The organism is uncultured Brevundimonas sp. (assembly GCF_937863155.1).
In the GTDB taxonomy this organism is placed as follows: Bacteria; Pseudomonadota; Alphaproteobacteria; order Caulobacterales; family Caulobacteraceae; genus Brevundimonas.
The window spans coordinates 19324-38268 of sequence record NZ_CALMFB010000068.1; the positions used below are offsets into that span (position 1 = coordinate 19324).

An 18945-nucleotide genomic window follows, 5' to 3' on the forward strand; every position below is an offset into this window, starting at 1 on the left:
GCAAAAACAAAAAAGGAGGAGCCGGCGGGGCGCGCCGACTCCTCCCATCCGTCGTATTGGATCAGAAGCGCGCGGTCAGGCTGACCGAAGCGCCACGGCCCAGTTCGTAACCGTTGACGATGATCCGCTGGCCGCGCTGCTGGTATTCCAGGAACTCTTCACCCAGCAGGTTGCGGACTTCGAAGGCGAAGCCGATCTCGCGCTCGCCGATGTCGAACGCCTTGCGGTAGACGAAGTCCAGCGACACGCCCGGCTCCTGGATCAGGTCCGGCTCGCCCGGCCGGCCGCGCGCCGAGACGCGCTCCGACACATAGTTGGCGATCAGGGTCGCCTGCGAACGGGCCTGGTCGTCTTCCCAGCCGAACTGCAGGTTGGCGACGTGTTCCGACTGGCCTTGCAGGCGGCTGCCGTCGATGACGTAGAAGCTGGCCGGTTGCGCCACGCCCAGGCTGTTCTGGGTGATGACGGTGTCGCCCGCATCGACGTTCACCTGAGAGTCGGCGAAGGTGTAGTTGGCCTGCACCAGCCAGCGCTTGTCGGCGATGAAGCCCAGGCCCGCATCCGGGAACTCGAAGAACTTCTTGGCTTCGATCTCGAAGCCCTGAACGATGGCTTCGGGCGCGTTCAGGAAGGTCTGCGAGATCGACGAGCCCTGGTCGATGACGCTGGATTCAACCGGCTTGTCCAGGGACTTCCAGAAGACGCCGGCGGTCACATACTGGGCGCGGGCGAAATACCATTCCCAGCGCAGGTCCAGGTTGGTGATCTCGGTATCGACCAGATACGGGTTGCCGATGAAGGTGCGGTCGCTTTCGACGTCCGTGTACTGTTGCGGCGCCAGTTCGCGGAACTGGGGACGACCGATGGTCTTGGACGCGCCCAGACGCAGTTGCATGTCCTCGGCGAAATTCCAGGTCACCGTCGCGGCCGGCAGCCAGTACTGTTCTTCGATCCGGGTCGGCAGGAAGCCGGTCGAACCGCCGAACAGATCGCGCGGGCTCACTTCCTGCTCGCCGTCCTCGAAGCGGACGCCGAGGTTCAGATTGACCAGCGGGATCACCTCGGCCGCCACCTGACCATAGACGGCGTTGACCGTCAGGCGGCCGTCGAAGGCGGCGGCGCCGTTGGTGCCGGTGATTTCCTCGATCTGCAGGTACGGGCCGATGTTGCGGTCCGAGAACAGATAATCGACGCGCGATTCCAGCTGGTCCTGGGTCAGGCCGTTGGGGGCGATGAAGCGCAGGGTCCGCTGTTGCGCGCTGCGGGTGTTCTCATAGGCCGAGACGCCGAACGAGAAGACGGCTTCGCGATAGTCCGACAGCGGCAGGGTGTAGGCCACGTCGGCGCCGCCCGAGATCACTTCGTCGTCCAGCTCGCTGAACGCGATGGCGTTGGTCTCGATGTCGTGGATCCAGTCGCCCGCGATATTCTGGCCATAGCCGAAGCGGGTCTCGTACGGCGCATCGCGCGAGGTTTCCGCATAGGCCGCGCGCCAGGTCAGTTTCAGCGCGCCGTCGATGAAGTCATGCTCGCCGGCCAGTTGGCTGGAGAACAGCTGACGGACGTACCATTCCGTATAGTCGGTGCGGCGCTGACCGCCCGAAGCGTCGTCGAAACCGGCCTGGGTGCGGGCTTCCTTGGTCGTGTTGCGCACGAACAGGTTGGTCCACCGCAGGGTGTGGTTTTCACCCGTCAGGCTGAAGCCGGCCAGGGCGTTCAGCTTGATGTCGTTCTGGGTCGATATGAAGTCGAAGTCGTCGGCCAGGATGAAGTTGCCGGCGTCGATGCGGCCCGACTGGCGATCACCCTGACGGGTCGACCAGCTGTTGCCGTAGCCGGCCACGAACACGCCGCCCAGGTCGCCGAAGCCGGTCTCGACCGAGCCGCCGCCGGTGAAGCGAACGCCGAAATCGGGCTGGATGTCTTCGCTCTGCAGCAGGCGCAGCGGCGCGTTGACCAGCGACTGGCCGATGTGACGCAGTTCGGTGGCGTCATAGGCGCCGCCGATCCGACGGCCCGAGCCGAACGCCAGACGCAGCGGCAGCGGCAGGTCGCGCGTACCGTCGTCGAAGCCGGTGAAGTCGGTGCGCGAACCCATGTAGATCAGGCCGTCGCGGCCGGTCGTCTCGCTGTCGCCGCCCGTGGACAGCTGCATCGAGAAGAAGGGCGTGCGCGGCGTCTTGATGGTCTGCAGGTCGATCACGCCGCCGCCGAACTCGCCGGGGTAGGTGACCGAATAGGATTTCTGAACGGTCACGCCGCCCAGGATTTCCGACGGGAACAGGTCCAGAGGAACGACGCGTTGCAGCGGTTCCGGGCTGGGCAGGGGAGAGCCGTTCAGCAGGGCCGAGGAATAGCGCTCGCCCAGGCCGCGCACATAGACGAAGCGGCCTTCGACGACCGACAGGCCGGTCACGCGGACCAGGGCCTCGGCGGCGCTGCTGTCGCCCGTGCGCTGCAGGTCTTCCGAGGTCAGGAAGGCCGCGACTTCGGGGCTCTGGCGATTGGGTTCAGGAATGTTGCGACCCAGAACGACGATCTCGTCGACCTGGGCGGTTTGTTCGAGGGCCGGCGATTGCTGGGCCTCGGGAGCGGCCTGCGGGGCGGCCTGAGCCAGGGCCTGAGGCGCGATCAGCGCGCTGGTGGCCAGGAGGAGCCCGCCCAGGCTCATACGAAAGCTGTTCATGATCTGCGCCTTCAGGAAATGACGGAAGAAACCGAAGAAAGGGCGGGCGGCGCATCGCCTGGACGCGCCGCCCGTCTCCGTCGTCAGCAGTTCGAGCCGGCTTGCAGGCCGCAGGTCCAGCCCAGGTACCAGGTGTCGGCGGCGTTGCGCACGGCGCCGATGTAGGTCACGGCCTGGAAGTAGCTGTAGATGGCCGGAGCGTTGGTCGGGGTGACCGCCGTCTCGTTGGCGCCGTTGATGAACGTCAGCAGGGTGTTCTGCATCGTGGCGCCGGCCGGGGCGGTCAGGGTGCTGGTGCCCGCGGCGGTGTTGTTGGTGTTGGTGGCCGACAGGAAGACCGCTTCGGTCGCGGCGGCGTTGATGTTCGAGTCGTTCTCGTACGGACGCGAGCACGAGAAGAAGACCGAACGGAAGACCGGGTTGTTGGCGACCGTCTGGGCGTCGTCGATGTCCAGGCAGGCGGCGGCCGAGGTGGTCGGGTTGATGAAGACCGAGTTGATGATCGTCGGCTTGGTGCCCGAGTTCAGGGTGATGATCGCGTCGGCGGCCACGGCGGCGTTGCGGCCGACCACGGTCCAGTTCGAAACCTTGGGTTCGGCATAGAAGGCGGTGCCCGACGGGGCGGCCGACCATTCGAAGCCGCGCGAGCCGTTGGTCACGGCCGTCGGACGCTGGGTGATGATGCCGAACTGGGCGCCGCCCTTCCAGCCGGTGTCGGTATCCAGACCGTCGTCGTCGGCGCCGTTGATGACGATGTAGCGCAGGTTGACGGTGCCGCCGAAGATTTCGATGCCGTCGTCCGAGCTGTTGTACGACTGGATGTATTCAACGGTGGTGGCGCGGCCGACGCCGGCCAGGGTCAGGGCCTGCAGCTCGTTGTTCGGCGAGATTTCGAAGCCCGAGTAGTTGATCTGGACGTAGCGCAGACGGCCCGAGTTGTCGTCCGGGCTGTTGCCGCCGTAGTTGGCGCTGGTGCCTTCGACCTGACCGACGCAGGCGGCGTTCGGAGCGGTCACGCCCACCGGGCAGACGGCGCCCGGCGCGCGGCCGGCCAGGACGATGCCGCCCCACTGGCCCTGAGAGTTGGCCGTGGTGGTGCCTTCGACGTTCTGACGGCTGGTGAAGATGATCGGGTTGGTCGCGGTGCCTTCGGCGAAGATCTGCGAGCCGCGGTTGACCAGCAGATAGTCCGAGCCGCCCGAAGCGAACAGTTTGACGCCGGCTTCGACGGTCAGGATGCCTTGCTGGCTGCCGGCGATCGGGGCGTTCGGATCGGCGCCGCGATCGGTGCCGACTTCGGTGCGGCCGCTGATGGAATAGATGGTGCCGGCGCGCAGCGGCACCGTCAGATTGCCCACGATCTGCTGCGGCAGCTGGCAGGCGCGCAGGGTGCCGTTGGCGACCACGCCGACGTTGGCGAAGCCGGTCGGGCAGTCAGCGGCGGGCGTGCCGGGGGGCAGCGGGTTCGGGTTGTTACCGCCGCCATTGTTGCCGCCATTGCCGAAGTCGCCCTCGCCGGGCGAAGCCACTTCGGCCGAGCCGCAGGCGGCCAGGGTCAGGGCGCTGGCGGCGACCGCCATCAGAGTCTTGGTGCGAAGGCCGAGCATCTCAATCCACCTTTTGGAAATCGCTGTTTGAACGACAGGTGGCGCGGCGGAACACCATGTCCCGTCCATGCGAAATCGCCCCACTGCCCGGCCATTGGCCTAGCGGCGGGATATGACGGGGAGGCCGCCATAAGGTGACGGTTCGCCCCATGTTCGGTGAAGTTGTCGCGGCGGTTCGGTGAAAGACCGTCAGGGTTCGCAGCGACTGTCATCAAGGCCCCCATAGCCGGCGGCGTTCAGGCCAGAACCGCGTGAATCTTCGCCGGGTGGGGCGTCCACAGATCCGCCGGGATCACCAGATCGGCGTCTCGTCGGGCAGGGGCGCGGTGCAACAACACGGAAACGTCAGTTGTTCGCCCTGGCCGGACTTTTCACTTTCCCCGCACAGCGATTCTTGAGTGCGGATGTCGGTGCAAGCGAGGGTTGCGCCTTAAACCTCTTGTCAGGAACGGTCGTGATAGGTCTTTCCACAAGAGCCTTGGAACGGGGCATCCAGTTGGGGGAACTGGAGTCATGAGTGAACTGGCCAATGCGGTCGAAAAGATCGCTCGCGCCGCCACCGGTGAAGAAGTGGCGGACATCGTTCGAAGCGCGGCGCGACTGATGTCGGGCGCGGACGGCGTGGCGGTGGTGCTGAAGGACGGAGATCGCGTCCGCTATGTGGACGAAGACGCCGTCGGCCCCCTGTGGAAGGGGCGGGATTTTCCCATCGAGGCCTGCATATCGGGCTGGGCCATCCAGCACGACCAGACCGTCATCATCGAGGACGTCTATCAGGATCCGCGCATCCCGCTTGAGGTCTATCGCGCCACCTTCGTGCGCAGCTGCGTGATGACACCGGTTGGCCGGGGCGACCCGTTCGGCTGCATCGGCGCCTATTGGGCCGAGACCCGGTTGCCCAGCAAGCAGGAGGTGGACGCCCTGGATGCGATCGCCCGGGCGACGGCGGTGGCGCTGGAGAATCTGCGGCTGCGTCAATCGCTGGCCGACGCCCTGGGGCGCGCGGCGGAATCCAATCGGGTCAAGAGCGAGTTCCTGACCAATATGAGCCACGAAATCCGCACGCCGCTGAACGGCGTCATCGGCGGCCTGGCGGTGCTGGCGGCCGAAGCGGGCGCGACGCCGCGTCAGGCCGACCTGATCCGGCTGCTGGGGGATTCGACCCGTCAGCTGGAAGACGTGCTGAAGACCATCTTCGATTTCGTCCGCATTCAGGGCGACGTTCAGGACATCGACATCCAGTCCATCGACGTGGCGAGCGAAATCCTCGAGGTGGTCGATTTCCTCAGGGGGCGTCTGGACCAGAAGGGGCTGGCGCTCGAGATCGAGATCGACCCGTCCATTCGAATACGGGCGCGGACCGACGGCGCGGCGCTGAAACGGATCGTCGCCAACCTCCTGCTCAACGCCATCAATTTCACGCCGACGGGCAAGGTTTCGGTGCGGGCGAGGCTGGACGACGGCATGGGGGTGATTACCGTCGCCGACACGGGCGTGGGCGTCGCCGAAACCGATCAGACGCGCATCTTCAGCGATTTCGCACAGCTGGACGGCTCGGCCACGCGGACGGTGGGCGGCATGGGGCTGGGGCTGACGATCTGCCGCAGGCTGCTGGATAATTTGGGCGGCGACATATCGGTGCAGAGCGCGCTGGGGCAGGGATCGGTCTTCACCGTGCGTCTGCCGCTGCCTGCCGCCCCGGAAGAGGTGATCGGCGCCGAAGACGTGGTCGCTGACACGGCGCCGCGCATCCTGGTGGTCGATGACCATCCGACCAATCGCCGGGTCATGGGACTGCTGCTGGCCCAGGCCGGCGCCGAATCGGTCATGGCGGTGAATGGCGCCGAAGCGGTGGAGTTGTTTGCGAACGAACGGTTCGACGTCGTGCTGATGGATGTGCAGATGCCGGTCATGGACGGCCTGGAGGCGACCCGGCGGATTCGCGCCCTGGAAGCGGATCGCGGTGTCGGGCCTACGCCGGTCATCATGGTCACCGCCAACGCCATGCCGGAGGATGCGCGCGCCAGCCGAGCCGCGGGGGCCGACCGGCATCTGGCCAAACCGGTCAATCCGGTCTTGCTGTTTACAGCCTTGTCCGAGGCGCTGCGGGCCACGGCCGTCCCGGCGACCCTTGTGGAAACCGCTTGAGGCGGATCCGCTGTCGAGGCGCCTAGACCGGGGCGCCTGTCAGGCTTCGATCATCGTCGGCGGATCTCGAAATCCGGCCATGAAACCGCCGTCCGGCCAGCAGAGCCGAACGGCGGTCTTGCGGCGACGCCTGCAGGTTTAGGGCCGGCCGACTGGTCGTCATTGGGGCGGCGGCGTTATTCCGCCACGGCCTGGGCCGCACGGGTGGCGATGGCGGCGCAGTCCTTGATGTAGCCGGCGTAGTCGTCGGTGACGGGCTGGTTCTCGGTCGGGGCGTGACGGAAGGCGTTGGTCGCGCTTTGCCGGGCCTGGGTCGACAGGCCCAGTTCGCCGCCCCGTTCGATCAGCTTCAGGAAGGAGTTGTCCGGCGCGCTGGCCAGGGCCTGGGCCGTGTCGGCCGGAAGGCGTTCGGCGATCGCCCGGGCGCGCATCAGCGAAAGGCGGCACTCCAGGGCGCGCAGCATCAGGTCTTCGGGCGACAGGGTGTCGGCGATCGACACGACGGGCGCGGCGGCCGCCTCGGCCTTTTCCGTGGCGGCGTCCGGGCTGCAGGCCGAGACGCCCAACAGAGTGGCCGTGATGACGACGGTGGGCAGGAAAGAGCGGACGGCCATGTTTGATCCTTGCGGAGGGAGGGGCGCCAGAGGCGGGGAGGGGCGTTCCCGGCCTTCTAGTCGGCCCGACGCCTCGGCGCGGTCCCATGGCTATGGGGGTCAGAGGTTCAGATGTCCGCGCTGCACGGCGGCGAACACGGCTTCGCCGCGGGAATTGACCTCCAGCTTGCGATAGATGGCCTTCACATGATCGCCCACGGTCAGCGGCGAAATGCCCAGCTCACGCGCGGCGGACTTGTAGCTGTGGCCGCGTGAGAACAGGGTCAGAAGATCGGTTTCGCGCGGGGTCAGCCGCTCTGCCGCCGGGATGTCGGGCGCGGCCGCTACGGGCGTCTTCAGCGCGTCCAGCAGAAAGACGGCGGCCGCCGCGCTGATGGGCGCGCCACCGTCCAAGGTGGCCCGTATGCCGTCCAGCACGGCTTCGCCCGAACTGTCCTTCAGCAGATAGCCGTCCGCCCCGGCTCTCAGGGCGGCGACCACGGTTTCACGATCGCCAAAGGCGGTGATGACCAGGGATCGAACGCCCGCCGCCTTGATCCGGGGGATGAAGTCCAGGCCGCTGCCGTCCGGCAGGCCCAGATCGGTCAGGATCAGATGCGGTTGCTGGGCCAGCAGATTCGGGGCGTCCGCCAGCCGGGCCGCGACGCCAGACAGGCACAGGTCGGGCGCGCCTTCTATGATGTCCAGGAAGTAGTCGCGCACAGGCGCGCTGTCCTCCAGCACGCCGATACGACGCGGTTCGACCGGAGGCGTCATGCGGCCTGCCTGTTCCCGGCGTTGTCGGCCGGGTTCAGGGGCACGCGCAGCACGACCCGCAGCCCCACCTGCAACCCCTCGGAATCCGGGCTGAACGTCAGCTGTCCGGCCAGCGCTTCGGCGCGTTGGGCCATGTTGGACAATCCATGGCCGCGTCCGTCGCCCGTCATGGCGTCCATCCCCTTGCCGTTGTCGACAATCTCCAGCGTCAGCACGCCGGGCGTCGCGTCGGACATGATGATCGCGATGCGGTCGCCGCCGGAATGTTTCAGGGCGTTGGTTACGGCCTCCTGCAGGATGCGGAAGATCTGCAGCACGTCCTGCGGCGGCAGGTCTGTGTCCTCCGACACCTCGCGGCGCCAGTCCAGCTGGAAGCCCGCCTCCTGGATGCGCGGCGCGATGCGTGTCTCCAGCACGTCCAGCATCACCGCCAGGGACGCGATGGGCGCATCGACGGAATCGATCATCAGCCGGATTTCATCCATGGCGCCCTGAAGGCTCTCGGCCATTCGTGTCCGGTCCACCGCGCCGCGACGGACCGCCAGAAGCAGGCCCATCAGCTGACCGCCCACGCCGTCGTGCATGTCGCGCATCAGGCGGTGGCGTTCCTCGTTGCGCACCTGGCGGTCCAGCAGTTGGCGCTCGCGGGCGTGGACCGCCGCCAGCTCGGCCTCTCGGGCCGTCAGCCGGGTTTCCAGCAGGGCGTTCAAGTCCATGGCGGACTGGAACAGGGTGAAGTTGCGTTGCAGGAAGGCCGCCACGAAAGCCAGCAGCAGCAGCGGCGCGGAATCCATCAGATAGCCCCCCGCCAGCAGTCCGAAATATTCTCCGACACCATCCAGGGCCATGCACAGGGCGCAGATGCTGAGCAGCGCCGCTTCCAGATGACGGTCTTCCCGGACGGTCGCGAAATGCCAGATCAGACGCGCGAGAACCAACAGGCTGCAAACCAGCGAAAGCACCCGCCACGCGCCGTCCATCAGGTCGAATCCGCCGGGCATGGGCATCAGGGTCAGGCAGGCCACCCCTGCGGCGTTGAAGATCAGCCATGCCGCCGCCGCCGCCTCCTGGCCCCACGGAACGGGTCGCCGGGTCCAGGCGTCGATGAAGCCCAGCAGCGCCACCGCCACCATCGAGTTGATGGCGAAGAAGGCGATCATCCGTCCCAAGCCGCCGAACGGCAGGTCGAAGATCAGCCCATAGGCGGCATAGGCGGTCCATGACCAGCACAAGACCGCCAGCCAGGCCGCGAAGCGCCGCTCGCTGGAGCGGAACACCATGATCAGCGCCAGCAGGCCCAGTGTGAAGGTCAGCCACCCGGCCAGCATGCGATAGTCGATTACCTGCCAGAAACGGGGGGCCGTGGCGGCGCGCAACGCGTCGTAGGGCCCCATCAGCGGCTCGACCAGATCGGTATAGGGATAGCCGTCCCGCACGCTGATGAACGACAGCTCGTTCTCGCCCGCCTTCAGCAGGCCGGCGGGGAGGCGGATCAGATACGGCCGCTGGCCATGAAACGTCTGTCGTCCGAACTCCATCGCGCCCAGTTCATGCACGACCGATCCGTTGAGGCGGATGATGAAGTTGTCGACCTGCTGAAAGGCGACCAGCCCCAGGCCGTCCGGCGGCGCCTGATCGACATTGAACGTCATCCGCAGCGCCAGATAGGCCGGGTCGCAACAGTCGGTGAACGGCAGGTTCGTCTTGCGATAGGTCGCGGCGTCGGCCGCGGCCGGCGTCGGCGCCTTCAATTCGGCGATCGCGGCCTCGGTGAAGGTGGTGCGTTCAAACTGATCCAGACCGACGCGCGCCCACGGCCCGGCGTGCAGCCCCCAGAACACGACCTGCATGGCCAGTATGATCAGCCAGAGGCGCAACAGAGAATCGGACCGCATGACGTTTCGGCCGCCTTTGACCGCCTTGTCCCACAGCCGTCGCCCCTTGTTCATTACGCCACACTCACTGTTCCACCCAGCTTGGCCTTTAGGGCGGAAGTCGCGCGGGGTTGCAACCGCGATGACGGGTTCCACCCCCATATTCATGGTGCTGACGCAAACAGGCCGCGCGCCTTAGGACGCTGGGTCTAGCCGTTCGCGCCATCGCCGGCCGAACCTTCGTTTCCGCGTCAAATCCCTGAGGCCTGCCCGCTATGAAGAAAATCCTGCTCCTCGCCGCCGCCAGCCTGGCGCTGGCGGCTCCCGCTGCGGCCCAGACGGCGCACATGACGGCCAACTACGGCGAGATCAGCCTGAACGCCGGCTTCACGCCCGATCCGTATCGCGTCGAACTGCATGCCGGCGGCTCGGTGAACGGCGCGCGCCTGCCGGGCTCGTGCGTCGGCAACATCAGCGAGGCGCCGGATTTCGAGGTGACCTATTCGGCCGGTGGTCTGCCTCTGGTTTTCCGCACCCTGGCCTCGGCCGACACGACGCTGATCATCAATGGCCCCGACGGTCGCTGGTATTGCGATGACGACAGCTTCGGCGACGGCGATGCCGAGGTCCGTTTCAACCGCCCCCAGAGCGGCGTCTATGACATCTGGGTCGGCGTGTTTGGCGGCACGACCGCGCCGGCCACGCTGCTGATCACTGAAACGCCTTGATCGGCCGGCGGCGCCGGTCTCGTCCTTCTTCCTGCTGTCTCTGGTTTTCTCATGTCTGAAGATCCCATCGTCGTGACGACGCGCACCTCCTGGTTTTCGCGATTGGGGGCGGCGTTCGGCGGCATCCTGACCGGTCTTGGCCTGGTGCTGGCCGGGATCATTCTGCTGGCCTGGAACGAGGGACGGTCGGTTCAGTCGATCCGCACCAACAACGAAGGCGTCCGCGCCGTCGCCTCGGTGTCGGCGACGCGCGTGGACCCGGTCCACGAAGGGCGCCTGATCCATGTCACGGCTCCGGCCTCGGCGACCGGCCGCCTGCGCGACGCCGATCTGGGGCTGGAGGCCGACGGGCTGAGCCTGGGTCGCAAGGTCCAGTATTTCCAGTGGGTCGAAACCAGCCGTTCGGAGAAGCGTGTTCGTCTGGGCGGTGGCGAAGAGACGATCACGACCTACAGCTATGATCGGCAATGGGTCGACACGCCCCAGGATTCCAGCCGGTTTCAGCAGTCCGACGGTCACCAGAATCCGGTCCCGAACCTGAAATCGACGGTGTTCGCCGCCGACCGCGCCACGCTGGGGGCCTATTCGGCGGACGCCGCCGTGCTGAACCAGATCACGCCCGAGGCGCCGCTGACGCCGACGGCTCAGGACGCGGCCATGGCCGCCGCCGCCCTGTCGCGACCGGTGCGGGTGGTCGAAAACGCCCTGTACGTCGGACGCGACAGCGCCGCGCCAGAGCCGGGCGACATGCGCATCCACTATGCGACCGCGCCGCAGAACATGGTGCTGAGTGTCATCGCCGCGCAGACGGGCGGTCTGCTGAAGCCCTATTCCACCAAAGCCGGCGCCCCGCTTCTGATGGTGCATACCGGCGCCGTGGCGGCCGATCAGATGTTCGCCCAGGCCAAGGCCGCCAATCAGACGCTGAGCTGGATTCTGCGGGGCGTGGGGCTGGTCGTCCTGATGGTCGCGGTCGGCATGATCCTGGGGCCGCTGGGCGTGCTGGCGGATGTGTTGCCCTTCCTGGGCTCGATCGTGCGGGTCGGGACGGGTCTGGTCGCCGGTCTGACCGGCCTGGTCCTGGCCGCGCTGACCATCGCTTCGGCCTGGATCGTCTATCGCCCCGTGATCGCCATCGGGTTGGTGGTTGTGGCGGGCGCCGTGGTCGCCTTCCTGATCTGGCGCGCCCGAGGACGTGGCGCAAAGGCCTGACGTCCCCACAGCCTCAAGGCCTCGCGCAGAGGCGGCTCTGTCAGCGCCACGTCTGTTCCCAGACGCCCATGACCGCCGTGCATCCGACCTGTGCGTCATCTGGCGAGTGCGTTAAAACCGCCCATGCGCGGCGCTGGGGGAGGCGCCAGAGGCTCCTTCCTGTTAATAGCGGCTCGCAAATTGGACGCTGGTGGGCGTCGGTCGTTGGGAATGGAGAACGCGCATGTCGATGCCGAAGTGGATCAGCGCCGTGGCGGGGCTGGTGTTTCTGGCCGGGTGTTCGCAGGGCGCCGAGACCGACAGCAAGGTCGTCAATCTGTACAGCGCCCGCCACTATGACAGCGACCAGGCCCTGTATGAGCGGTTCACCCGCGAAACCGGCATCCGCATCAACCGCATCGAGGGCAATGCGGACCAGTTGATCGCCCGCATGAAGAGCGAGGGCGCCAACAGCCCGGCCGACCTGTTCATCACCGCCGACGCCGGCGCCTTGTGGCGGGCGCAGGACGCGGGTCTGTTCCAGCCGGTGCAATCCGAAACCCTGACGTCGCGCATCCCCGCCAATCTGCGCGAGCCGTCCGGCGCCTGGTACGGCTTCATGCGCCGCGCCCGTGTCGTCGCCTACGACAGCGCCAAGGTGCGCCCCGAAGAGATCGACGACTACGCCAAGCTGGCGGGGCCGCGGTTCCGTGGGCGTCTGTGCGTGCGCTCGGCCGACAGCATCTACAACCTGTCGCTGGTCGGTGCGATGATCGAGGCGCTGGGGCCGGAACGGGCGGAACAATGGGTGCGCGGCGTGGTCGCCAACATGGCCCGTCCGCCCGAAGGCGGCGACCGTGACCAGATCCGCGCCGTCGCGGCCGGGGTGTGTGAGGTCGCCATCACCAACAGCTATTATTTCATCCGCATGGCCAACGGCGATGACGCCGGCGACCGGGCCGTGACGCAGAAGGTCAGCCTGGGCTTCCCCAGCCTGAACGGCCAGGGTGCGCATGTGAACATCTCGGGCGGCGGGGTCGCGGCCAATGCGCCGAACCGGGCCAACGCCATTCGCCTGCTGGAGTTCTTCGCCTCGGCCGAAGCCCAGCAGCACATCGCCGCCAACAACAACGAGTTTCCGGCCTCGCCCGACGTGGCCCCGCCGGCCCCGGTCGACGCCTATGCCGACTTCCGGGCCCACCCGATGAATGTGGCCGCCTTCGCCGTCCGCCAGCCCCAGGCCCAGACGATGATGAGCCGGGCCGGGTGGCGATAGGCCCGGCTGCGGCCGGACGGTTCAGGCCGTCCCCCCTGGGGCTGCTGGCCCTGCTGGCAGGCGTTGTGGCTCTGCTGCCTCTTGGCGGGGTCGTCGCGGCGGCGCTGGCCGGACCGGGCGCCGACATCGCGATGCGCGACATCCTGCGCTATGCCGGAACCTCGGCCGCGCTGGCCGTGGGGGTGGGGGTGACGACGGCGATCATCGGCGGCTTGGCGGCCTGGCTGGTGGCGCTGCATCAGTTTCCGGGCCGTCGCCTTTTCGCCTGGGCCCTTGCGCTGCCGCTGGCCATGCCGGCCTTCGCCCTGGCCTATGCCTATGCGGACATGTGGGATGTAGCCGGCGACCTCAGAATCTGGATGCGCGGCCATATGGGGTTCGACCTGCCCCTGAAGATGCGCAGCCTGCCAGGCGCGATCTTCGTGCTGTCGTGCGCCTTCTACCCCTATGTCTATCTGGCTCTGAAGGCGGCGTTTCTGAACCCGTCGGTCAATATGACCGAGGCGGCGCGCACCCTGGGCCAGGGACCGGGCGCGGTGTTCCGCCGGGTGACCTTGCCTATGGTCCGGCCCGCCCTGGCGGCGGGGGTGGCGCTGGCGATCATGGAGACGCTGGCGGACTATGGTGCGGTGCAGTTCCTCAGCGTCCAGACCCTGACGACCGGGGTGATCCGCGCCTGGTCGGTCTATGGATCGATGGCCGGCGCGGCCCAGATCGCCTTGCCTCTGCTGGGCGCCGCGGCCCTGTTGCTGTGGATCGAACGCACCAGTCGGCGCGGCCGTGCGCATGAAGCGGCCGGCGCCCGGTGGCGAACACCCGCGGTCGTGCGGCTGGGTGGCTGGCGCGGCTGGCTGGCGACCGCCTTCTGCGGCCTGTTGCTGACCCTGGCGCTTGTGGCGCCGATCGTCTGGCTGGTTCTGGGGGCGCTGGAGACCACGCCCGAATGGCCGCGCCTGATCCGCGCCGGGGCGCACAGCCTGGGCCTGGGCGTGGCGGGCGCCGCGGTGACCGTGGGTCTGGCGGGAGCGCTGGCGCTGGGCGGACGCGACCACCCGCTGGCCAGCCGGTTCGCCAGTCTGGGCTATGCGACTCCCGGCGCGGTCATGGCCATCGGCCTTCTGGCCCCGGCGGGGATCATCTGGAGCCTGTTGCCCGGTTCGGGCGCGGCCATCGCCCTGATGCTGCTGATCTATGCCTACGCCGCCCGGCTGATGGCGGCGGCGCTGGAGCCGATCGACGCGGGCCTGAGCCGGGTGACGCCCGCCATGCGCCGGGCCGCCCGCACCCTGGGTCGGACCCAGGCCGGCGCGGCATGGAGTGTCGAAGTCCCGATGATAAGGGGCGCCTTGCTGACGGCGCTGCTGATCGTCTTCATCGACATCCTGAAGGAGTTGCCGGCGACCCTGATCCTGCGGCCTTTCAACTTCGACACCCTGGCCGTCTTGGCCAGCAACTACGCCCTGGACGAGCGGTTGGGTCAGGCCGGTCCGCCGTCTCTGCTCATCATTCTGATCTCTGTGCCCGCCACGATCTGGCTGACGCGCCGCGTCGCCCGATCCGGTCCGGGCCTGTCGTAAGCCACCGCCATGTCCACGCCCGCACTCAGCCTCCGTCATGTCCAGCGCGCCTATGGCCAGCGCCAGGCCGTCGCCGATGTCAGCCTGGACCTGAACGCCGGGCGGATCGCCTGTCTGCTGGGCCCCTCGGGGTGCGGCAAGAGCACCCTGCTGCGCCTGATCGCCGGACTGGAGCCGGTGGACCAGGGCGATATCCACGTCGATGGCCTGCCGGTGTCTTCGCGCCAGACGCACGTCGCGCCCGAGCAGCGCGGCGTCGGCCTGGTGTTCCAGGATTTCGCCCTGTTTCCTCACCTGAATGTCGCCGACAATATCGGCTTCGGGCTGACGCACCTGAGGGCAGGGGACCGTCGGGCGCAGGTGCGGTCCTTGTTGGCGCGCTTCCATCTGGAACACCTGGAACGGGCCTGGCCGCACACCTTGTCGGGCGGCGAACAGCAACGGGTGGCCATCGCGCGCGCCCTGGCTCGGGGCCCTTCGGTCCTTCTGTTGGATGAGCCGTTTTCAGGCCTGGACGGGCATCTGCGGGCCTCGGTGCGACAGTCGGTTCTGGATGGCCTGCGCGCGGCGAACGCCGCCGTCCTGATCGTCACCCATGATCCGCAGGAGGCGATGTTGTGCGGCGACGACCTGCTGCTGATGTCGGAAGGTCGCATCCTCCAGGCGGGCGCGCCGCGCGTCTGTTATCTGCGGCCGACGTCACTGGCGGCGGCGCGGCTGTTGGGCGAGGTGGTCGCCGTGCCCGCCCGCACCGAAGCCGGCGTCGCCCGGACCGCGCTGGGCGACCTCCCGGCGCCAGGTCTGCCGGATGGACCCGCCCTGGCCGTGACGCGGCCTGAGCATGTGAGGATCGGCGACACGGGCGTGGAAGCCCATGTGCGCGATGTGCGTTTCGGCGGCGCGATCCACGTGGTGACGCTGGGGCTTCAGGGGGAAACGGTCACTGTTCACGTGACGGACGAACCGCCGGTCGTGGGCGCCCCAGTGCATCTGTCCCTCGACCCGGAGATGACGCGCATCCTTCTGAATTGAGACGGGCCGTGGCGGACAGGGTGGGATTCGAACCCACGGTAGGCTTCCACCTACGGCGGTTTTCAAGACCGCTGCCTTAAACCACTCGGCCACCTGTCCGTCGCGCCGGGCCGCAGCCGCAAGGCGAGGGAAGGGTGCATAGCAGCACAAGGCGCCGTTAACCAAAGCGGAAATCCTGCGTGCGCATCATGGGGCATGGTTTTCAGACGACAGCGCACGATCCGGTGGCGCGTCCTGGCTGTCAGCAGCCTGGCGCTGGCGTCTGCCGCCTGCGCCAGCGGCGGGGTCGAACGGCCCAGGGGCGGCTTTGGCGGCGGTCAGGGTGCGGCCCCGGCGATCAACGATCCGGCCCCGATCGTCAGCGGGACCATGCGTCCGTATCAGGTGCGCGGCCGCTGGTATCGGCCCGAGGAACAGCCCAACTATAACGAGGTCGGCCAGGCGTCCTGGTACGGCGACGCCTTCAACGGGCGCCCGACCGCGACGGGCGAGATCTTCGACATGCACGCCCTGACGGCGGCGCATAAGACCCTGCCTCTGCCCGGCCTGATCGAGGTGACCAATCTGGCCAACGGCCGGCGGGTGGTGCTGCGGGTCAATGATCGGGGACCGTTCGTGGATGGCCGCATCGTCGATCTGTCGCGCGGTGCGGCGCAAGAGCTGGGCCTGCTTCAGGCTGGGGTCGGCCAGGTGCGGGTGCGATATCTGGGCCGGGCGCCCCGGCTGGGCGGCGGCCGTCCGATGCAGATGGCCGAGGCGCGGTCTGCGCCCCCGCCCGTGACCGCGCCTTTGCCGCAGCCCTCTCGTTTCTGGGTTCAGGCCGGGGCCTTCTCAGACGGCGACCGCGCCCGGCGCGCGGCCGAGACCCTGGGCCAGACCGCGCGGGTCGATGCGGGCGCGGGCGGCCTGTTCCGCGTCATGATGGGGCCCTGGCCCGACGCCAACACGGCTGAGCGGGCGCGACAGGCGGCCGTGGCCTATGGCTATGCGGATGCTCAACTGATTTCCGGCGGCTGAGGCGCATCGCACCCTTGGCGGGCGACGGCCGGGCCGCCATTGTGCGGCGGTGACTCGCGGACGGTTCATCACCCTGGAAGGCGGCGAAGGCGCCGGCAAGACGACCCAGGCCCAGCGCCTGGTCGAACGGCTGCGCGCCCAGGGCATCGAGGCCATCCGCACGCGCGAACCGGGCGGCAGTCCGGGCGCCGAGGCCATTCGCAATCTGGTCGTCTCGGGCGAGACCGAGGCCTGGTCGGCCATGACCGAGACCCTGTTGATGTATGCGGCGCGCAGCGACCACCTGGAACGGACCATCCGGCCGGCCCTGGCCGCCGGGCGCTGGGTGGTGTGCGACCGCTTCGCCGATTCCAGCCGCGCCTATCAGGGCGCCGGAGGCGGCGTGGCGCCCGAGGTGATTGAGGCCATCGACGCGGCTGTGGTCGCCGCCGACCAGCCGGATCTGACCCTGGTGTTCGACCTGCCCGTCGAAACGGGGCTGGAGCGCGCCTTTGGGCGGGGACTGTTCGAAACGCGGTTCGAGGCCAAGGGCCTGGCCTTTCACCAGCGGCTGCGCGAGGGGTTCGCCGACATCGCGCGCCGTCACCCCGAACGTTGCGTCATGGTCGACGCCGACGCCGATCCCGACACGGTCGAGACCCGCCTGTGGGCGGCGGTGCAGGAGCGGCTGCTGTGACCGCCACCCATGCGCGCGACCGGTTCGATCTGGTTCCCGATGCGAGCGCCGAGGCGGCCTTCGTCGACGCCCTGGCGCGCGGACGGCTGCATCACGCCTGGCTGCTGTGCGGGCCGGAAGGGACGGGCAAGGCCAGCTTCGCCTATCGCGCCGCACGTCGCCTGCTGGGCGCCGCCCCCGATCCGGCGCGGGGCCTGCTGGGCGCGCGGCCGGATGATCCGGTCAGCCGCCTGGTCTCGGCCCAGTCGCACCCGGATCTGCTGGTGCTGGAACGGCTGGTCGAGGGCGGCAAGACCAAGCGCAACATCTCGGTCGATCAGGCGCGCGAACTGCCCGACTTCTTCGCAAAGAGCCCGTCGCAAGCGCGGTATCGTGTCGCCATCATCGACACGGCTGACGACTTGAACCTGAATGCCGCCAACGCCTTGCTGAAGGTTCTTGAGGAGCCTCCTGAACGCGGCGTGCTGTTCCTGATCACCCATGCGCCGGGGCGTTTGCTGGCCACCATCCGTTCGCGCTGTCGGCGTCTGGGCTTTCCGGCCTGGAGCGAGGATCGGCTGGTCGAACTGGTCGCGCGCCGCACTGGCGTGGTGGGTGATGCGGGGCGTCGGGCCGCCGCCATGGCGGGCGGATCGCCCGGCCGCGCCCTGTCGCTGGCCGAAGGCCCGGTGGTCGAGGCGGACGAAATGGCCCGCGCCTGGGTCGCCGCGCCCGCCGTGGACCGGGCCGAACAGCTGGCCGTCATCGACGGCTTTCGCGGGGCCGAAGGCCAGGCGCGGTTCGACATGTTGATGGAGCGGCTGATCGCCGCCGTTCGGGAGCGGGCGCTGGACGAGGCGGCGGGGCAGGGCGCGCGCTGGGCCGAGCTGTGGACCCGGCTGTCGGACCTGCCCGACCGGGCCTCGGGCCTGAACCTGGACAAGGGCGACGTCCTGTCCGGCGCCCTGGCGGACCTGGCGCGGACCAAGGCGATGACATGCTGATCGACAGCCACGTCAACCTGCATGCGCCCCAGTTCGACCAGGATCGCGACGCCGTCATCGACCGCGCCCGCGCCGCCGGGGTGCGGATGATGGTCGAAATCTCCGACCGGCTGACCACCTTCGAGGCGACGCACGGCCTGGCCATGGCGCACCCCGACATCTGGTGCACGGTCGGGGTTCACCCGCACGAGGCCAAGGATGCGGCTGATCTGACGGCGGACCATCTGCTGACCCTGGCGCAGCGGCCGCGCGTGGTCGGCGTCGGCGAATGCGGCTTGGATTTCCATTATGACCTCAGCCCGCGCGAGGTGCAGGCCCGGGTGTTCCGCCAGCATGTGGCGGCGGCGCGCACCAGTGGCCTGCCCCTGGTGATCCACACGCGCGAGGCCGACGACGTCATGGCCGGGATTCTGAAGGAGGAAATGGCCGACGGGCCGTTCCGCTTCCTGATGCATTGCTACACCAGCGGGTCGGAACTGGCGGAACTAGCGGCGGAAATGGGCGCCTGGTTCTCGGTCTCGGGCATCGCCACCTTCAAGGCGGCCGAAGAGGTGAGGGGGGTCATCCGCGCCATGCCGACCGACCGCATCATCGTCGAGACGGACTGCCCCTATCTGGCTCCGGCGCCGCATCGCGGCCGCCGCAACGAACCGGCCTATATCGGCCATGTGCTGGACAAGCTGGCGGATATCCGGGGCTGGAGCCGGGATGAGGCCGAGGCGCGCACCACCGACGCCTTCTTCGCCCTGTTCGACCGCATCCCGCGACCGGCGGACTGAA

General features: G+C 68.2%; 15 protein-coding genes and 1 tRNA gene. 10 read left to right on the forward strand and 6 right to left on the reverse strand.

The window, feature by feature from the left end:
* Positions 1–61 precede the first annotated feature (61 nt).
* Together Q0581_RS10905 and Q0581_RS10910 are read right to left on the reverse strand one after the other, a co-directional pair.
* Positions 62–2686 carry a TonB-dependent receptor gene (locus tag Q0581_RS10905; protein WP_298700215.1) on the reverse strand — a complete coding sequence of 875 codons (2625 nt, stop codon included), beginning with the start codon at positions 2684–2686 and terminating at the stop codon, positions 62–64.
* 83 nt (positions 2687–2769) lie between these two features.
* Positions 2770–4293 carry a hypothetical protein gene (locus Q0581_RS10910; RefSeq protein WP_298700216.1) on the reverse strand — a complete coding sequence of 508 codons (1524 nt, stop codon included), beginning with the start codon at positions 4291–4293 and terminating at the stop codon, positions 2770–2772.
* Between the two features lie 513 nt (positions 4294–4806).
* On the opposite strand from Q0581_RS10910, the gene Q0581_RS10915 reads away from it, so the two are divergent.
* Entirely contained in the window at positions 4807–6441 is a 1635-nt protein-coding gene (locus Q0581_RS10915) for a GAF domain-containing hybrid sensor histidine kinase/response regulator (RefSeq protein ID WP_298700218.1), read from the forward strand.
* Positions 6442–6617: 176 nt separating this feature from the next.
* On the opposite strand, the gene Q0581_RS10920 is transcribed toward Q0581_RS10915, so the two are convergent.
* The 3 genes from Q0581_RS10920 to Q0581_RS10930 form a co-directional block, all read right to left on the reverse strand.
* On the reverse strand, positions 6618–7055 hold the full coding sequence (locus tag Q0581_RS10920; protein WP_298700221.1) for a hypothetical protein: 438 nt from the start codon (positions 7053–7055) through the stop codon (positions 6618–6620).
* Between the two features lie 99 nt (positions 7056–7154).
* Positions 7155–7811, reverse strand: a complete 657-nt coding sequence (locus Q0581_RS10925; RefSeq protein ID WP_298700224.1) for a response regulator transcription factor — start codon at positions 7809–7811, stop codon at positions 7155–7157.
* The gene (locus Q0581_RS10930) at positions 7808–9706 is read right to left on the reverse strand and encodes an ATP-binding protein (protein WP_298700226.1); all 1899 of its coding nucleotides are present in this window, start codon (positions 9704–9706) and stop codon (positions 7808–7810) included. The genes Q0581_RS10925 and Q0581_RS10930 overlap by 4 nt, the downstream gene beginning before the upstream one ends.
* A 254-nt stretch (positions 9707–9960) precedes the next feature.
* On the opposite strand from Q0581_RS10930, the gene Q0581_RS10935 reads away from it, so the two are divergent.
* The 5 genes from Q0581_RS10935 (at position 9961) to Q0581_RS10955 (ending at position 15489) form a co-directional block, all read left to right on the forward strand.
* Positions 9961–10413 carry a peptidase S1 gene (locus tag Q0581_RS10935; protein ID WP_298700227.1) on the forward strand — a complete coding sequence of 151 codons (453 nt, stop codon included), beginning with the start codon at positions 9961–9963 and terminating at the stop codon, positions 10411–10413.
* A 72-nt stretch (positions 10414–10485) separates the two neighbouring features.
* Entirely contained in the window at positions 10486–11625 is a 1140-nt protein-coding gene (locus Q0581_RS10940) for a TMEM43 family protein (protein ID WP_298700229.1), read from the forward strand.
* 223 nt (positions 11626–11848) lie between these two features.
* On the forward strand, positions 11849–12880 hold the full coding sequence (locus Q0581_RS10945) for an extracellular solute-binding protein (protein WP_298700231.1): 1032 nt from the start codon (positions 11849–11851) through the stop codon (positions 12878–12880).
* The gene (locus tag Q0581_RS10950) at positions 12871–14457 is read left to right on the forward strand and encodes an iron ABC transporter permease (protein WP_298700233.1); all 1587 of its coding nucleotides are present in this window, start codon (positions 12871–12873) and stop codon (positions 14455–14457) included. The genes Q0581_RS10945 and Q0581_RS10950 overlap by 10 nt, the downstream gene beginning before the upstream one ends.
* A gap of 9 nt (positions 14458–14466) precedes the next feature.
* Positions 14467–15489, forward strand: coding sequence for an ABC transporter ATP-binding protein (locus tag Q0581_RS10955; protein ID WP_298700235.1), 1023 nt, complete (start codon positions 14467–14469; stop codon positions 15487–15489).
* 9 nt (positions 15490–15498) lie between these two features.
* Here the strand turns inward: Q0581_RS10955 and Q0581_RS10960 are convergent.
* Positions 15499–15588: transfer RNA gene (locus tag Q0581_RS10960), tRNA-Ser, on the reverse strand.
* 96 nt (positions 15589–15684) lie between these two features.
* Between Q0581_RS10960 and Q0581_RS10965 the strand changes: the two genes are divergently transcribed.
* Genes Q0581_RS10965 through Q0581_RS10980 form a run of 4 tightly spaced genes read left to right on the forward strand, consistent with a single transcriptional unit; the run spans position 15685 to position 18944 of the window.
* Complete coding sequence (locus tag Q0581_RS10965) at positions 15685–16506, forward strand: septal ring lytic transglycosylase RlpA family protein (RefSeq protein ID WP_298700237.1); 822 nt, start codon at positions 15685–15687, stop codon at positions 16504–16506.
* Positions 16507–16555: 49 nt separating this feature from the next.
* Complete coding sequence (gene tmk, locus Q0581_RS10970) at positions 16556–17182, forward strand: dTMP kinase (protein ID WP_298700239.1); 627 nt, start codon at positions 16556–16558, stop codon at positions 17180–17182.
* Positions 17179–18165 (forward strand): DNA polymerase III subunit delta', encoded by a 987-nt coding sequence (locus Q0581_RS10975; RefSeq protein WP_298700240.1) that lies wholly within the window; start codon positions 17179–17181, stop codon positions 18163–18165. Before tmk ends, Q0581_RS10975 begins: the two co-directional genes overlap by 4 nt.
* Positions 18159–18944 (forward strand): TatD family hydrolase, encoded by a 786-nt coding sequence (locus Q0581_RS10980; protein WP_298700241.1) that lies wholly within the window; start codon positions 18159–18161, stop codon positions 18942–18944. Before Q0581_RS10975 ends, Q0581_RS10980 begins: the two co-directional genes overlap by 7 nt.
* Position 18945 lies beyond the last annotated feature (1 nt).

Bases quoted from the DNA above. Each gene is read 5' to 3' on its own strand.
- Q0581_RS10905 (WP_298700215.1), bottom strand. From the start codon at position 2,686: ATGAACAGCTTTCGTATGAGCCTGGGCGGGCTCCTCCTGGCCACCAGC.
- Q0581_RS10910 (WP_298700216.1), bottom strand. From the start codon at position 4,293: ATGCTCGGCCTTCGCACCAAGACTCTGATGGCGGTCGCCGCCAGCGCC.
- Q0581_RS10915 (WP_298700218.1), top strand. From the start codon at position 4,807: ATGAGTGAACTGGCCAATGCGGTCGAAAAGATCGCTCGCGCCGCCACC.
- Q0581_RS10920 (WP_298700221.1), bottom strand. From the start codon at position 7,055: ATGGCCGTCCGCTCTTTCCTGCCCACCGTCGTCATCACGGCCACTCTG.
- Q0581_RS10925 (WP_298700224.1), bottom strand. From the start codon at position 7,811: ATGACGCCTCCGGTCGAACCGCGTCGTATCGGCGTGCTGGAGGACAGC.
- Q0581_RS10930 (WP_298700226.1), bottom strand. From the start codon at position 9,706: ATGCGGTCCGATTCTCTGTTGCGCCTCTGGCTGATCATACTGGCCATG.
- Q0581_RS10935 (WP_298700227.1), top strand. From the start codon at position 9,961: ATGAAGAAAATCCTGCTCCTCGCCGCCGCCAGCCTGGCGCTGGCGGCT.
- Q0581_RS10945 (WP_298700231.1), top strand. From the start codon at position 11,849: ATGTCGATGCCGAAGTGGATCAGCGCCGTGGCGGGGCTGGTGTTTCTG.
- Q0581_RS10955 (WP_298700235.1), top strand. From the start codon at position 14,467: ATGTCCACGCCCGCACTCAGCCTCCGTCATGTCCAGCGCGCCTATGGC.
- Q0581_RS10965 (WP_298700237.1), top strand. From the start codon at position 15,685: ATGGTTTTCAGACGACAGCGCACGATCCGGTGGCGCGTCCTGGCTGTC.
- Q0581_RS10980 (WP_298700241.1), top strand. From the start codon at position 18,159: ATGCTGATCGACAGCCACGTCAACCTGCATGCGCCCCAGTTCGACCAG.